Here is a 15045-nt window from a genome sequence, read left to right as displayed (position 1 = left end):
GGAAGCTCCTTATACCTTGACCTTGGACAGTTTCAGGTTGATCAGCGACAGCGCGCCAACCACCAGGAAGATCGCTGTGGCGATGGCAGCCGCCAGCCCGAAATTCTGCCCGGAATCCTGGAATGCAATGCGATAGGTGTAACTCACCAGCAAATCGGTTGTGCCAGCGGGCGTGCTGGCTCCGATAATATCCGGTGCGCCACCGGTCAACAGGGCAATCAGAACAAAGTTGTTGAAGTTGAACGCAAAACTGGCAATCAGCAACGGCGTTAGCGGTTTGATAATCAGCGGCAGAGTGATGTTGAACAGATTGCTGATGGGCCCGGCTCCGTCCATTGCCGAAGCCTCATAGAGATCCCGGGGGATGGCCTGCAACAGCCCCATGCACAACAGCATCATGTAGGGATAACCCAGCCAGGTGTTGACGATAAGAATCATCGAACGGGCCAGGGCCGGATCACTGAACCAGTCCGGGCGAACACCGAATAAACCTTCCAGAACCAGGTTGATCTCCCCGAAGTTCTGGTTGAACAGACCTTTGAATACCAGAATCGAGATGAAGGCGGGCACCGCATAAGGCAATATCAGCATGGTGCGGTAAAAGCCCTTGCCTCGAATCTGGTCCCACTGCAGCAGATTGGCCAGTACCAGCCCAAGCGCCAGGGTAAACACCACCGTTGCCAGGGCGAACGACAGCGTCCAGACAAAAATCTGCAAAAAGGGCCCGCGAATACTGGGGTCGCTCACCACTTTCAGATAATTGTCCCAGCCAATATTGACTGTCCAGCCCGGAGAAATGGCATTGCCATCGGCGTCACGGTAGAACCCCGTCTCGTGGTCCGGAAAGTAGGTCACGCCGGTTTCGTTATTGGTCAGGGTTTCGTTATCGTGCAGCGTAAACCGGCTGTGTATCGCCGCGAAGGAGCGCAGACTCGCCAGGCTCAGCTCCCGGCCATCTTCGGTGACCAGCTTCAGCTTCGACAGGTCGCTCCGCAGCTGGATGATGTCGCGGATGGCCAGAGGCTCGCCCTCCGGGAGGTCCGCGGATGGCAATACCGGGAAACGGGACTCTTCCGTTCCCAGTTCAATGGGGGGCGACACCAGGTCCTGATGGACGCCGTCCAAGTACAGGACATAGCCTTGATCCGTCTTAAACAGCTGGTAGTCATAGCGAACCGACTCGGATTGATAGGTCCGGCCAAGCAGGTTTTCTTTCACCTGGTCAAAGCTCAGAAGATTGCTGGCGCTGTAATTGGTGAAACCGATGCCCACTGTGTACATCAGCGGGAAGATCACAAAGACGCCCATACCGGCGACCGCCGGAAATATGTAACGATGCGCATAGAGTTTCCGGCTGACAAACACTGCCACGGCAGAGGCGGTCAGCACCAGAAACAACATGGCGAACACAAATTCGCGCTGGGCGTACAACGCCAGGATCAGGTAGAGCGCCGCTATCAGCAATGCCGCCAGCGTGCCCCACTTCAGGAATACTCGTGTCATGGAGTGTCTGCTATCAGTCGCGGAGGGAGACAGGGTTTCCGTTATCATTGTAGTCAGCCTGTAGGTTGCCGTCGCCTCGGGGCAACGGCTTCATCACTCAGGGTCCGGCATGACAGGCCGGGCAGGCGTTACCCTGCCACGGCACAATCACAGGCGATCAGCGGGTAATGCGCTGGGCCGCGGAGTTGAGGGCGTCTTCCACGGACTGGCGTCCAGAGGTAATGTTCTGAAGTGCCGGCCCCATGGAAGACCAAAACGCACCCATGGCCGGTACGTTAGGCATGGGCTCACCCAAGCGGGCGTTCTCGAAGGTAGCCTTGATGTTGTCATCGGAGGACAGTTCCTCCATGAATTCCCTGTTGGCCACAGCACCCAGGGGAACATCGTCGTTCACCATCTTCAGGCCTTTCACCGACAGCGCGTAGTTCTCAAGGAACTCAACGGCCAGGTCCTTATTGGGGCTTGCAGAATTCAGAGTGGCGGCCATTACACCAACCATGGGCTTGCCAGGTTTGCCGTCAATCGCCGGAATGGTAGCCACCCCAAAATTGATACCGCTCTTGCGGAGGTTGGCCCAGGCCCAGGGGCCATTGATCATCATCGCCGTCTCGCCTTTGTTAAACGAGGATTCCATGGCACTGTAATCTGCCCCACGGGGCATGACGCCCTCCTCGATCAGCATCGCCAGCGCCTTGGCACCTTTCATGGCACCGTCGTTGTTCACGCCGGTATCCTTCACATTAACGCTACCGTCGCCATTCTCGCCAAAGATATAACCGCCAGCGGCGGCCAGCATCGGCCAGGTGAAGTAGGTGTTGTTGTAATCCCACAGGATGGCTCGCTTGCCATCCTCTGCCAGTTTCTTGTGAATCGCGGGGATGTCTTCAAACGAGGCGGGCGGCTCCGGCAGCAAATCCCGGTTGTAGATCAGGCCGATGGACTCAACGGCCATCGGGTAGCCGTACATCTTGCCGTCGACGGTGACGGCTTCCCAGGTAAAGTCGTAGTTGGCATCAATGACATTCTGAGAGGGCTGGATTTCAGAAATAATGCCGCTCTGCGCCCATTCGCCGAAACGGTCGTGGGCCCAGATGAAAATGTCCGGGCCGTTTCCGGTCGCGGCCGATTGCTGGAACTTGTCGGTGGCGCTGTCCGGATGAGCCACCTCCACCGGAATGCCGGTCTCTTCGGTGAACCAGTCGCCCACCTCCTGCAGGCCGTTGTAGCCTTTGTCACCGTTAATCCAGATCAGCAGTTTGCCTTCTTCAATACCCGCGAATGCGGGTGATCCGGCGCCCAGGGTGGCGGCCATTACCGAAGCGGCGAGCGTGCTACGAATAAAAGTTCGACGATTCATCAGGTCTTTCCTCTGTGTGTTCCTGCCTTTTTGTTCTTGTCCGGCCTGCCAAGAGGTCGCCTGGCCGGGCTTGCCGCAAAACCTTCTTTTGCGAGTGTTCAAACTGTGTTGCAAATCCGGGGAATAAGCATCACCCCTTATATCATTCCCCGAGGCGTAGAACGGGGGAGTAGTAGGGAGTAGAAAATTCCTTCTACCCGTTACCCCAGGACTCTGGTTTGATGTGCCCAACAACAACGACAATCCGACCTGGAGTCATTGCCATGGTTCACATTACTTCACCGCTCAAACGCCCGCTTCTGCTGTCTGCCTTTCTTGGGCTTGCTGGTTGTGCCACCACTGTCGACGGGCCGGCTCGGGCCATTCCCGGCCCTCCGGCGCTCAATGATAGCAACGTTTTCTGCGAGGCTTCCCGGACTGAGTTGGTAATTCCGGTCGGCGGGGCCTTTGCCGAGGGCTCTCTGGTGAAGGATTTCTACACCGGCAACACCGCCCGCGTTCGCAATGGCCAGGTCAGGATGACTCCAGACGATAACGCCGAGGGTCTTCTATTGCTGGAGCCGGTAGACGAGACGGTACACGCCTTTACCTGGGCTGGCGCCACCGTCTACTTCGCGGTGACCGACAGGTTTGCCAACGGCCGCGCCGATAACGACATCAACTATGGCCGGCAGAAAGACGGAAAAGACGAGATTGGCACCTTCCATGGTGGCGATTTCGCCGGCCTGACCCAGAAACTGGATTACCTGGCTGATCTGGGCGTCAACGCCCTGTGGATTACCCCACCCTTCGAGCAGATGCACGGATGGGTTGGCGGCGGTGATCGGGGCGACTTTCGGCACTACGGCTACCATGGCTACTACGCCCTGGACTTCACGGTACCAGATGCGAATTTTGGCACCCGGGAGGAATTCCGGACGCTGGTGCAACAGGCCCATCAACGGGGTATCCGGGTGGTCATGGATGTGGTGATGAACCACCCCGGCTACAGCTCGCTTCAGGATATGCAGACCTTTAACTTTGGCGCCCTGCACTCGGGTTTCGAAAAACACCTGCCGGAGCACTGGGGTGACTGGCGCCCGGAATCCTGGGAAAACCATCATGCCTATCACGCCTTCATCGATTACGATCACGCGGACTGGCGTAACTGGTGGGGTAAGGACTGGGTGCGGGCTGGTATCGCCGATTACGACACGCCACCCAGCGCATCCGTCGACCCGGTACGTGGGTCCCTCGCCTTTCTGCCGGACTTCAAGACCGAATCGACCAACCCCGTGGAGCTGCCCGTCTTCCTGCGCAATAAAGAGAGCAGCCGGGCGGAACACCTGGACAACGCTACTGTTCGCGAGTACCTGATTACCTGGCTCACGGATTGGGTAAGGGAGTTCGGTGTTGACGGTTTTCGCGTAGACACGGCCAAGCATGTAGAACCCGACGCCTGGCGTGAACTGAAAGCGCGGGCGCAGGAGGCCCTGGACGATTACCGCGAGAGACACCCGGACACTGCCCTGCCCTCCGAAGAATTCTGGATGGTCGCCGAAGTGTTTCCGCACTCGGTTCGCAAGACCGGCTACTTTGACGCCGGCTTTGATGCTGTCATCAACTTCGATCTGCAGGCAGAGGCCAAAGCAGGCGCCCGATGCCTGCAGGCCATGGAGCCAGTCTACCGCGAATACGCCGGTAAGCTGCACGGCGATGACCCGTTCAACGTGCTGAGTTACATTTCGTCCCACGACACCAAACTGTTCGCCCAGATTGCCGGTGATGACAATACGCTGAAAAAACGCGCGGCCGCTGCCCTGTTGTTCACGCCAGGGGCAGTCCAGCTGTTCTACGGTGACGAGTCCGGCCGTGCCTTTGGCCCCACCGGCTCTGACCCTCATCAGGGCACCCGCTCTGCCATGAACTGGCAGGCCATAGAGGCTGGTGAGGTTTCCGACATCCTGAACCACTGGCGCACCCTGGGTCAGTTCCGCCAACGCCACCCCGCCATCGGTGCCGGGGAGCATAAGCTGATCAGCCAGCAACCTTATGTGTTCTCACGACAGCATGGGGATGACACGGTGGTCATCGCGTTCGGGAGCGGGAATTGATGCAAACAGCCGGGCCCGAATATCTCAAACAAACGCCTCTGGTTGTCGGATTGATGCGTCTTCCGGAGCATCGGGCGCTGCACTCCCCTGGGGCTCTGGCCGACTGGATTACACAGTGCCTGGACGATGGCCTTGAGGTGTTTGACCATGCCGATATCTACGGTGACGGTGAATGCGAACGCCTGTTTGGCCGGGCGCTGCGGGCAACTCCCCACCTGAAGCACAAGGTAAAACTCATCAGCAAGGCCGGTATCGTGCTGAAACACCAGGACACAAGCCCCTGGCGGAGCAAGCACTACCGGGCGGAGGCAGGTTATATCAGCGCCGCCATTGACGCGTCGCTTCAACGATTGCAGGTAGACCGGCTACACACCTTCCTGATCCATCGGCCCGACCCGTTGCTGGAAGCGCCGGCCCTGGCCAGGGTGCTTGAGCAAGCCGTCGAGTCCGGCAAGGTCGGGCATATCGGTGTGTCCAACTTTTTGCCGGAGCAATGGCGATGGTTACAACAGAACACCCATCTCCCGCTGGTCTGCAACCAGTCCGAACTGTCTCTTGGCCACCCGCAACCACTCTTCGATGGTGGCCTGGAAGCCATGCTGTCTGACAGGCTACGCTGGCTTGCCTGGTCACCGCTGGCCGGCGGCAAGTTGCCGGAACGCATTCCAGAGCAACTGCTTACCAACGCTCAATGGGAAACCGGTCTCTGTGAGACGGGGCTGGCCATCGCATGGATTCGGCAACTGCCCGGCGCACCGATTCCGGTGATTGGCTCGCTCCGTTCAGATCGGCTTCAAGCCGCTTCGCGGGGCGCCCAGGCTGATCTGCCCCGGGGGCTCTGGTATGCCTTGCTCGAAGCGGTGCAGGGAAACCCGGTCCCCTGAGCTCAGGCAGTCGCAAGCAACCTTCTGACACGTCCCTGAAGCGCCGGAATCACGTCCTTTTCAAACCAGGGGTTACGGCGCAGCCAAAGATTGTTGCGGGGACTGGGGTGCGGCATGGGTAGCTGCTGAGGCCAGTAATGACGCCACTGTTCCACATTAGCGGTCACCTTTTTGCTGCCGTCGGGCAGATGCCAGGCCTGGGCGTACTGACCGATCAACAGGGTCAATTCGATGTTGGGAAGACGAGCCAGAAGGGCCTCCCGCCAGGTATCCGCGCACTCCGGGCGCGGAGGCAGGTCACCGGATTTGCCGGTGCCCGGGTAGCAGAACCCCATCGGAAGAATGGCCAGCTCCTTCTCGTTATAGAAGGTGTCCCGGTCGATGCCCATCCAGCCCCGGAGCCGATCACCACTGGGATCATTGAAAGGCAGGCCCGTTTGGTGAACCTTGCGCCCGGGGGCCTGGCCGACCACCAGGATGCGAGCCGATTCACTTAATTGCACCACAGGGCGCGGCCCCTCCGGCAGTACCTCGGCACATAGCGTGCAGGCACGCACACGGGCAACCAGTTCGGGAAAGGAAAGATGGTCCAGATTGCCTGGCATACTGTGGCTCTCCGTTTGCCTGCCCGACGCCATTTCTGGCCTTTAAACCTCCGGATTCGACAGGGCCTCGGCGGCGCCAAGCAGTCCGGTATAAGGCTCCGTCACGACGTATACGGGCGTGGACTCCAGAAGGGGGCGCATTCTGCCCTTGTCCTCGAACCCGTTCCGGAACGGGCTTTCCAGAAAGAACTCGAGGATACGTGGGAGAATGCCCCCGCACAGGTAAACACCACCCAGACTACCCAGCGTCAGCACACCATTGCCAGCCACCCGGCCAAGAATTTCACAGAAATGACGAAGGCTTTCCCTGGCCAGAGCATCTTCGTTGGCCACTGCTGCCGCGGTGATTCTCTCCGGGGAATCCAGAGCTGCGGGTACACCCCGGATTTCCGCATGGGCCTGATACAGATTCAGCAAACCCTGACCGCATAGAATACGCTCCACCGACACCCGGCCGAACCGGGCCCGGAGAATCCGCAACACGTCCATTTCCAGGTCATCCGTCGGTGCGTAGTCCACGTGTCCGCCTTCGGTCATCAAGGGCACCCAGCCATTGTTGATGGGCACCAACCCCGACACGCCTAAACCCGTGCCCGGCCCCATCACCAACCGGGGCCGGCTGGGGTCACCCGGGCCACCACAAACGTGTACCAGATTGGCTTCCGGCACATGGGGCACGCCCAGGGCCATGGCGGTAAAGTCGTTGATGACCTTGAACGCCGACCAGGAAAACTGCCGGCGAATCTCTTCGGTATCGAAGCGCCAGTGGTTGTTGGTCATTCGAACCTGAGTACCACGGACCGGGGATGCAACCGCCAGGCACGCCTGACCAACTTCCTCGACCCCGACGCGCTGAAGGTAATCCACCACGGCACAGTCCAGGTTTTCGTAGTCACGGCAGGCAAGCACCTCGATTTCCCGGGGCCGCACGTCGCCCTGCGCCACCAGAGCAAAGCGCGCGTTGGTACCCCCAATATCACCGACCAGTGAATACAGCATGTCTGTCATGACTCGTGATTCCAGAAAAAGCTCGCCCCCTGTTCCGGATTGCTGGCCGACCGACGCAGCCAACCGAACAGCTCCCGGCCAAACCCGTGATGATAGCTGCTAATGTCCGCTTTTTCAGGCTCACGGGCGGCAAGCTCCTGATCAGTGAGTTCAATACTCAAGGTGCCTTTGACGGCATCCAGGCGGATGAGATCACCGTTGTGCACCCGCGCCAGCGGGCCGTCGTCCAGAGCCTCAGGGTACACATGAATCGCCGCCGGCACTTTACCGGAAGCCCCGGACATCCGCCCGTCGGTCACCAGGGCCACTTTGAAGCCACGATCCTGGAGCACCCCGAGGTAAGGCGTCAGCTTGTGCAATTCCGGCATGCCATTGGCTTTCGGACCCTGGAAGCGAACCACAACCACACAGTCTTTATCCAGATCACCGGCCTCAAACGCAGCCTTCAGTTCGTTCTGCTCATTAAACACGACGGCGGGTGCCTCAATCACATGATGCTCCGGGGCAACCGCAGATACTTTGATCACCCCCCGGCCAAGGTTGCCGTCCAACACTTTCAGGCCACCGTCAGGGGCGAAAGGCTCAGCCGCGCTGCTCAGCACATCCGGAGCCAGGCTTTTCTCAACGGCGGGCTTCCACACCAGGCGCTCACCTTCCATCTCAGGCATCTGAGTGTAGCGCTCCAGTCCCTGCCCCGCGACGGTCTGCACATCGTTATGCAGATAGCCGCCCTCAAGAAGTTCCCGAATCAGGAACGGCGTGCCGCCGGCTTCATGGAAAGCGTTGATATCTTCCTGCCCGTTCGGATAAATACGGGTCATGGACGGCACTACCGACGACAGCTCCGAGTAGTCGTTCCAGTCAATGATAATGCCGGCGGCGCGGGCGATCGCAATCCAGTGAATGGTGTGATTGGTGGAGCCACCGGTCACCAGCAAGGCCACCAGCGCGTTGACGATGGCTTTCTCATCCACCATATCGGCCAGCCCCAGATCTCCACCGTGGGGACTGGACAGCTTGATCACCTGTTCGGTGGCGGCGCGGGTCAGCGAGTCCCTCAGCGGCGTACCCGGGTTGACGAACGCCGAACCCGGCAGATGCAGCCCCATCACCTCCACCAGCAACTGATTACTGTTGGCGGTGCCATAAAAGGTGCAGGTGCCCGGGCTGTGATAGGACTTGCTTTCCGCTTCGAGAAGCTCATCCCGGCCAATTTTACCCTCTGCATACAGCTGGCGGATGCGCTGCTTCTCTTTATTCGGCAGCCCGGACGGCATTGGGCCTGCAGGCACGAGAATCGTCGGCAGGTAGCCGAAGCTCAGCGACCCAATCAGTAAACCGGGTACGATCTTGTCACAGATGCCCAGCAGCAGGGTGGCGTCAAACATGTTATGGCTGAGCGCCACCGCCGTGCTCATGGCAATGGTATCCCGGGAAAACAGACTCAGCTCCATGCCCGGCTGGCCCTGGGTAACACCATCACACATGGCCGGGGTGCCGCCAGCAAACTGCGCTACAGAGCCCATGCCGTGGGCGGCCTCGCGGATGATGTCCGGGAACCTTTCATAGGGCTGATGGGCCGAAAGCATGTCGTTATAGGCCGAAACGATGGCCACGTTGGCCTTGTTCATAAACTTCAGGGTGTCTTTGTCGGCCTGGCTGCACGCAGCAAAACCATGGGCCAGGTTCCCGCAGGAGAGTGTGCTGCGGTGGGGCGATTGGGCCTTGAGCGCGGCCATCCGCTGCAGATAGTCCTGGCGGGTGGCGCGGCTGCGCTCGATGATGCGCTGGGTGACCTTGTCTACGATGGGGTGCATGGCGAACTCCAAGTGGGCTTTTGCAGTGATGGGGCACCGCAATCCGTTTGTTATGACTATCGTCTTTGTGAATGTAATTTTACCTATTTATTTTACGCTTTGAACCCATCAAACGTTCATTTTTCGTTTTTTTGTTGTTATATTTACTACATTACAAACCGTAATCGAACAAAAAACAGCCAATACAGGAGTCGAGTCATGACCATCCGCATTGCCATCAACGGTTTTGGCCGCATCGGCCGCAATGTACTGCGCGCACTTTACGAAAATGACTACCGCAAGCAACTCCAGGTGGTCGCCATCAACGACCTCGGTGATGCCGAAACCAACGCCCACCTGTTGAAGTATGACAGCGTTCATGGTCGCTTTGACGGCGTCGTCAGTCACGACGCAGAATCGCTGACCGTCAACGGCGACCGTATCGCCATTACCGCCATCCGCAACCCGGAAGACCTGCCCTGGAAAGACTACCACGTGGATGTGGTGTTCGAGTGTACCGGGCTGTTCACCAACCGGGACAAAGCCGCCGCACACCTCAACGCCGGCGCCCGGAAGGTGATTATCTCCGCCCCATCCGCAGACGCAGATGCCACCGTTGTCTATGGCGTCAATCACCAGGAACTGACTGCCAGGCACCAGATCATTTCCAACGCCTCCTGCACCACCAACTGCCTGGCACCGGTCGTGGCTGCCTTGCACAACACCGTGGGTATCGAGAGTGGCCTAATGACCACCATCCACTCCTACACCAACGATCAGAAACTGAGTGATGTTTACCACTCTGACCTGTACCGGGCCCGATCTGCCACCCAATCAATGATCCCCACGAAGACCGGTGCTGCCGCTGCCATCGGCAAGGTTATCCCGGACCTGGACGGAAAACTCGACGGCCTGGCCGTTCGGGTTCCTACCATCAATGTGTCGCTGGTGGATTTCGGATTTATTGCCAACCGCAACACCAGCGTAGCCGAGATCAACGAAGCCGTCCGCGCCGCCGCGCAGAGCAGCCCGATACTCGGCTACAATACCGAAAAGCTGGTCAGTATCGACTTCAATCACAACGCCCTGTCCAGCGTGTTTGACGCAAATCATACCCGGGTCATCGGCCGTCATGTAAAAGTCATGGCCTGGTATGACAATGAATGGGGCTTTTCAAACCGCATGCTCGACAACGCCATCGAGCTTATGAAAGCCGCTCAGTAACACCCAATAAAGGATCCACATCATGCTCAGGCGCACCAAAATTGTCGCCACACTCGGCCCCGCTACCGATACCCCGGAAGCCCTGGCCGCCATTATTGCAGCCGGGGTAGACGCCACCCGGCTTAACTTTTCTCATGGCAGTGCTGATGAGCATATCGCCCGGGCCCGACGGGTAAGAGAAACAGCTGCAGCCCAGGGGCGCTTCGTTGCCTTGCTGGCCGACTTGCAGGGCCCGAAACTGCGAATAGCAAGATTTGCTGAGAACAAAGTTATTCTGGTGGCCGGCCAGACCTTCGTTCTGGACGCCGCCATGGACAAAGAGGCCGGCACCAATGAGCGGGTCGGCATCGATTACGAGCAACTGATCGATGATGTAGAACCGGGGGACATTCTGGTCCTGGATGATGGTCGCATCGAAATGGAAGTCCAGAGCGTGGATGGCCACAGCATCACATCCCGGGTTCTGATTGGCGGCCCGCTTTCTAACAACAAGGGCCTGAACAAACGGGGAGGCGGCCTGTCTGCCGAAGCCCTCACCGACAAGGACAAACAGGACATCGTCACTGCAGCCCGCCTGGGCGCGGACTATGTAGCGGTGTCTTTCGTTCGAACGGCCGATGATATGCACATCGCCCGGAAACTGCTACAAGACGCCGGTTCGGATGCCGGGCTGGTCGCCAAGATCGAGCGGGCCGAACTGGCCCATGACGAAGCGGCACTGGATGCCGTTATTCTGGCGTCCGACGCTGTCATGGTTGCCCGAGGTGATCTGGCGGTGGAAATCGGCGATGCCGAACTGGTTGGTGTTCAGAAACACATCATCTCCCGGGCGCGGGTATTAAACCGGGCGGTGATCACCGCCACCCAGATGATGGAATCGATGATCACCAACCCCATGCCAACCCGGGCAGAAGTGTCGGATGTGGCAAACGCCGTGATGGACTACACCGACGCAGTGATGCTGTCGGCGGAAACTGCCGTGGGCGACTACCCCACGGAGGCCGTTGAAGCCATGGTGCGCATCTGCCTTGGGGCGGAACGCCACCCTTCCATGCATCAGTCCAAGCACCGGATCCACGAGAGCATGGAGCGGGTTGATGAGGCCATCGCCCTTTCGGCCATGTATGCCGCCAACCATCTGGAGGGCGTTCGCGCCATCATCTGCATGACCGAAACCGGCGCCACTCCCAGACTGATGTCCCGCATCAAGTCAAGCCTGCCGATATTTGCTTTCTCACGGCACCACTCCACGCAACACCGCGTTGCCCTGTTCCGCGGAGTGCAAACCGTGCCTTTTGATTCCGCCAAGATTGCCAATGAGCAAACCAACGCCAATGCCGTTGCCGAACTCAAACGCAGGGGCGTGGTGAAGGAAGACGACCTGGTGGTGATTACCAAGGGTGATTACGTCAACGCCCAGGGCGGCACCAACACCATGAAGATTGTCCGTGTTGGAGCCGACATTCGCTGACGTTTGGCCTGAGCAAATCAGCCTGATAGCAAAAAGCCCACTCCTGGAAGTGGGCTTTTTCATGCCTGTGAGCAAAAAACGTCACCTGAGCCGATCAAGACTGACCCGCGCCACCTCGGTGATTACCTCCCACTCCCGGCGCTGGATCGCCTCCCCTGGCGTCAACCAGGAACCACCCACGGCGGCCACGTTTGGCAACGCCAGGTAGTCCCGCGCGGAATCCTGGTTAATCCCACCGGTCGGGCAGAAGGTTACATCCGGGAAAGGGCCTCGAAATGCCTTCAATGCCGGCATCCCGCCTGACACTTCAGCCGGAAAGAACTTGAATTCACGGTAACCCAACGAGTAACCCAACATCAGCTCGGAGACCGTGGCCACACCTGGCAATAATGGTGCCTCAGAGGTTAGCGCAAACTCCAGAATCGCCTCGGTAACACCCGGCGTAATCACGAACTGGGCACCCGCAGCCTCCACCTGCCGGTACTGGGCGATACTGGTTACTGTTCCCGCACCAACCCACGCCTCGGGAATGGCTTTTCGAACCTGTTCAATGGCCCGCACCCCATGCTCAGTTCTCAGGGTAATTTCCAGCACCTTGATACCGCCATCCACCAACGCACGACACAAGGGAATGGCATCTTCCGGTTCATTGATGGCAATAACCGGCACCAGTGGCGAGGCACTGAGCACTGCCTGAACACGGTCTCTGTGATAATCGGAAAGTTGAGTCATATAGTTCTCCTGAATGCAGTTACTGACCGCTTTGTTTCGTACTGCCTCATCATCACGGACTCCAGAACACCTTCAGTCCAGGCTTGAGAAAGGCCCTGACCGGCATAGCCATAACGGCCTCCGGCCTGGCCATCGCTGCGGTCAGGGTATCCAGCTTGTCACTCCCCTTCAGGTGTAGGGCGGTATACCTGGCACCGGCCAGCACCGGACGCGTCAAGGTAATGCGCTGCTGGGCCTGGGACGGCGGGTTCATTGCCAGGACCAGATCCCTGGATTCCGGGTCCATGGCCTCTGGCAACTCCGGCGCATCCGGGAACAGAGACGCGGTATGACCATCATTCCCCATACCCAGGATCAACACATCCAGCGGCAGTTTCAGCCCGGCAAGTGCAGAGCGAACCCGTGGCAGGCCCTCCTCAGGCGTTGCACCAACCTGCTTCAGAGAAAGAAAGCTGGCATTAGCAGCCCTGTTCTGCAGCAGATTCTCACGCACCAGGGTGGTATTGCTGGCCGGATCTCCCTCGGGCACCCAACGCTCATCGGCCAGGAGCACATCCACCCGTGACCAATCCAGATCCACCTGTGAAAGTGCCTTAAAAAACGGCAAAGGCGTGGACCCACCGGAAACCACCAGGCTCGCCCTGTCAGCTCTCTCCAGACGCTGCACCAGAAAACGGGCAACATCAGTGGCAAGGGCTTCAGCCACCTGTTGAGGATCTTCCCCCGCCTCCAAAACCACGCCATCCGGCAGGCGAATATCAGGCATCTTCATACCAGCTTCTCCCATCCCGGGTAATCATGGCGATGGATGCCACCGGCCCCCAAGTTCCTGCGGCATAGCGTTTGGGTGGTTCGCCGCTGTCATGCCAGTTTGCAATAACCTGATCCACCCAGCGCCAGGCGTACTCAACCTCATCACGACGCACAAACAGGTACTGATTCCCCTTCATCACTTCCCACAGTAAACGTTCATAGGCATCAGGAATTCGGTCGGTTTCGAATGTCTCCGAGAACGTCAGCTCCAGCGGCCCCTGGCGAAGGCGCATACCTTTATCCAGTCCCTGGTCCTTGGTGAGAATCTTCAGGGACATGCCCTCATCGGGCTGCAGGCGGATAATCAGTTTGTTGTTGGCCAGGTGCTTCTGGTCTGGATCAAAGATGTAGTGGGGCGCGGGCTTGAAATGAATAATAATCTGGGACAACTTTTCCGGCAGCCGCTTGCCGGTGCGGATATAGAACGGCACGCCAGACCAGCGCCAGTTGTCGATCTCCGCCTTCAAGGCCACAAAGGTTTCCGTCTCGCTGCCCTTGTTCGCCCCTTCTTCTTCCAGGTACCCCGGTACCGGCTGGCCGCCACTGGTGCCTGCGGTGTACTGGCCACGAACCACATGGCTGCCCATCAATTCCGGGGTAATCTGCTTGAGCGCCTTGAGCACCTTCACTTTCTCGTCGCGAATGCTGTCCGCGGACAGATCCGCCGGCGGATCCATCGCAATCAGGCAAAGCAACTGCAGCAGGTGATTCTGGATCATGTCCCGTATCTGGCCGGCCTTGTCAAAATACCCCCAGCGCCCTTCGATACCCACGCTTTCCGCAACCGTAATTTCCACGTGGGAGATGTGATTTTGATCCCACTGGGAAGCAAAGAGGTTGTTGGCAAAGCGCAGGGCAATCAGGTTCTGCACGGTTTCCTTGCCCAGATAGTGATCAATCCGGAAGATCTGATTCTCGTTGTATACCTGACCCAACTCATCATTGATCACCCTGGAGGTTTCCAGGTCGTGCCCAATGGGTTTTTCAACCACAACCCTCGTCCGCTCATTGCAGCAACGGGTTGCCTCGAGATTGCGGGCAATCACACCGTACATTGATGGCGGAGTTGCCATGTAGACAATCAACTGGTTATCCGGCTCGTCCCGCCAGTCCCGAAGCGCCTGGTAGCCCTCCGGGTCATTGAAGTCGAGACGCTGATATTCCACTCGCTGGAGAAAAGACTGCGCGATATCCGGGTCAAACTCTTCGGACTTCACGTGTTTTTTCAGTTTCTCCAACAGCTGTTCTTTCACCTTGTCCGTGCCGGCCTCGGTTCGCGCAACGGCAAGTATGCGACTGCCAGGCGCCAGCAGGCCCGCCCGTTCAAGTTGATACAGGGCCGGGAAGAGTTTGCGCTGGGCAAGATCCCCCAGCGCCCCGAATAGCATTAGGTCACAACGGGTAGCGGTACGGTTGACCATCGGTTCCTTCTCTCAGTTTAAAGCGACACCAGCCGCCTGAAAGGCATAATGTAGTAATTTTATAAAAATAATGACAGCTTGACCGGCATTTTCCAAGGGTATTTTTCATTAATTGATATTTTTACTACACCAAAAAGT

12 protein-coding genes are annotated in these 15045 nt (G+C 58.4%); 4 read left to right on the top strand and 8 right to left on the bottom strand.

Annotated features, from left to right (window positions below; all coding sequences use genetic code 11):
* Positions 1-9 precede the first annotated feature (9 nt).
* Positions 10-1551 carry a maltose ABC transporter permease MalF gene (gene malF, locus ACNSOI_RS08270; RefSeq protein ID WP_420195543.1) on the bottom strand — a complete coding sequence of 514 codons (1542 nt, stop codon included), beginning with the start codon at positions 1549-1551 and terminating at the stop codon, positions 10-12.
* Positions 1552-1660: 109 nt separating this feature from the next.
* Positions 1661-2860: a maltose/maltodextrin ABC transporter substrate-binding protein MalE gene (gene malE, locus ACNSOI_RS08265; RefSeq protein ID WP_061330977.1), complete on the bottom strand. Its 1200-nt coding sequence runs from the start codon at positions 2858-2860 to the stop codon at positions 1661-1663.
* 263 nt (positions 2861-3123) lie between these two features.
* On the opposite strand from malE, the gene ACNSOI_RS08260 reads away from it, so the two are divergent.
* Both ACNSOI_RS08260 and ACNSOI_RS08255 read left to right on the top strand, forming a co-directional pair.
* Positions 3124-4953 carry an alpha-amylase gene (locus ACNSOI_RS08260; RefSeq protein ID WP_420195542.1) on the top strand — a complete coding sequence of 610 codons (1830 nt, stop codon included), beginning with the start codon at positions 3124-3126 and terminating at the stop codon, positions 4951-4953.
* Positions 4953-5837, top strand: a complete 885-nt coding sequence (locus ACNSOI_RS08255) for an aldo/keto reductase (RefSeq protein WP_286921248.1) — start codon at positions 4953-4955, stop codon at positions 5835-5837. Before ACNSOI_RS08260 ends, ACNSOI_RS08255 begins: the two co-directional genes overlap by 1 nt.
* 2 nt (positions 5838-5839) lie before the next feature.
* Here the strand turns inward: ACNSOI_RS08255 and ACNSOI_RS08250 are convergent, their stop codons facing one another.
* Genes ACNSOI_RS08250 through edd form a run of 3 tightly spaced genes read right to left on the bottom strand, consistent with a single transcriptional unit; the run spans position 5840 to position 9267 of the window.
* Entirely contained in the window at positions 5840-6442 is a 603-nt protein-coding gene (locus ACNSOI_RS08250; protein ID WP_058089501.1) for a uracil-DNA glycosylase family protein, read from the bottom strand.
* 42 nt (positions 6443-6484) lie between these two features.
* Positions 6485-7450, bottom strand: coding sequence for a glucokinase (locus ACNSOI_RS08245; protein ID WP_058089500.1), 966 nt, complete (start codon positions 7448-7450; stop codon positions 6485-6487).
* Positions 7447-9267 carry a phosphogluconate dehydratase gene (gene edd / locus ACNSOI_RS08240; RefSeq protein ID WP_420195541.1) on the bottom strand — a complete coding sequence of 607 codons (1821 nt, stop codon included), beginning with the start codon at positions 9265-9267 and terminating at the stop codon, positions 7447-7449. Before edd ends, ACNSOI_RS08245 begins: the two co-directional genes overlap by 4 nt.
* A 198-nt stretch (positions 9268-9465) precedes the next feature.
* Here edd and gap point away from each other — a divergent pair, with 198 nt between their 5' ends.
* Both gap and pyk read left to right on the top strand, forming a co-directional pair.
* Positions 9466-10470, top strand: a complete 1005-nt coding sequence (gene gap / locus ACNSOI_RS08235; protein ID WP_420195540.1) for a type I glyceraldehyde-3-phosphate dehydrogenase — start codon at positions 9466-9468, stop codon at positions 10468-10470.
* Between the two features lie 22 nt (positions 10471-10492).
* Complete coding sequence (pyk, locus tag ACNSOI_RS08230; protein WP_420195539.1) at positions 10493-11941, top strand: pyruvate kinase; 1449 nt, start codon at positions 10493-10495, stop codon at positions 11939-11941.
* An 81-nt stretch (positions 11942-12022) separates the two neighbouring features.
* On the opposite strand, the gene ACNSOI_RS08225 is transcribed toward pyk, so the two are convergent.
* From ACNSOI_RS08225 to zwf, 3 genes are read right to left on the bottom strand one after another with little or no spacing between them, the layout of a single operon-like run.
* Positions 12023-12673: a bifunctional 4-hydroxy-2-oxoglutarate aldolase/2-dehydro-3-deoxy-phosphogluconate aldolase gene (locus ACNSOI_RS08225; RefSeq protein ID WP_420195538.1), complete on the bottom strand. Its 651-nt coding sequence runs from the start codon at positions 12671-12673 to the stop codon at positions 12023-12025.
* A 52-nt stretch (positions 12674-12725) separates the two neighbouring features.
* Complete coding sequence (gene pgl, locus ACNSOI_RS08220) at positions 12726-13439, bottom strand: 6-phosphogluconolactonase (protein WP_152439613.1); 714 nt, start codon at positions 13437-13439, stop codon at positions 12726-12728.
* A complete protein-coding gene (zwf, locus tag ACNSOI_RS08215; protein ID WP_058089494.1) occupies positions 13432-14907 on the bottom strand; it encodes a glucose-6-phosphate dehydrogenase in 1476 nt (491 codons plus the stop codon). The genes pgl and zwf overlap by 8 nt, the downstream gene beginning before the upstream one ends.
* Positions 14908-15045 lie beyond the last annotated feature (138 nt).

The organism is Marinobacter sp. GH_1, from assembly GCF_048595985.1.
Taxonomy (GTDB): Bacteria; Pseudomonadota; Gammaproteobacteria; order Pseudomonadales; family Oleiphilaceae; genus Marinobacter; species Marinobacter shengliensis.
This window is presented reverse-complemented; position numbering and strand designations above follow the sequence as displayed.

Coding starts and splice junctions, on each gene's coding strand:
- pyk (WP_420195539.1), top strand. CDS start 10,493: ATGCTCAGGCGCACCAAAATTGTCGCCACACTCGGCCCCGCTACCGAT.
- ACNSOI_RS08250 (WP_058089501.1), bottom strand. CDS start 6,442: ATGCCAGGCAATCTGGACCATCTTTCCTTTCCCGAACTGGTTGCCCGT.
- ACNSOI_RS08225 (WP_420195538.1), bottom strand. CDS start 12,673: ATGACTCAACTTTCCGATTATCACAGAGACCGTGTTCAGGCAGTGCTC.
- gap (WP_420195540.1), top strand. CDS start 9,466: ATGACCATCCGCATTGCCATCAACGGTTTTGGCCGCATCGGCCGCAAT.
- malF (WP_420195543.1), bottom strand. CDS start 1,551: ATGATAACGGAAACCCTGTCTCCCTCCGCGACTGATAGCAGACACTCC.
- ACNSOI_RS08255 (WP_286921248.1), top strand. CDS start 4,953: ATGCAAACAGCCGGGCCCGAATATCTCAAACAAACGCCTCTGGTTGTC.
- ACNSOI_RS08245 (WP_058089500.1), bottom strand. CDS start 7,450: ATGACAGACATGCTGTATTCACTGGTCGGTGATATTGGGGGTACCAAC.
- malE (WP_061330977.1), bottom strand. CDS start 2,860: ATGAATCGTCGAACTTTTATTCGTAGCACGCTCGCCGCTTCGGTAATG.
- pgl (WP_152439613.1), bottom strand. CDS start 13,439: ATGCCTGATATTCGCCTGCCGGATGGCGTGGTTTTGGAGGCGGGGGAA.
- edd (WP_420195541.1), bottom strand. CDS start 9,267: ATGCACCCCATCGTAGACAAGGTCACCCAGCGCATCATCGAGCGCAGC.
- ACNSOI_RS08260 (WP_420195542.1), top strand. CDS start 3,124: ATGGTTCACATTACTTCACCGCTCAAACGCCCGCTTCTGCTGTCTGCC.
- zwf (WP_058089494.1), bottom strand. CDS start 14,907: ATGGTCAACCGTACCGCTACCCGTTGTGACCTAATGCTATTCGGGGCG.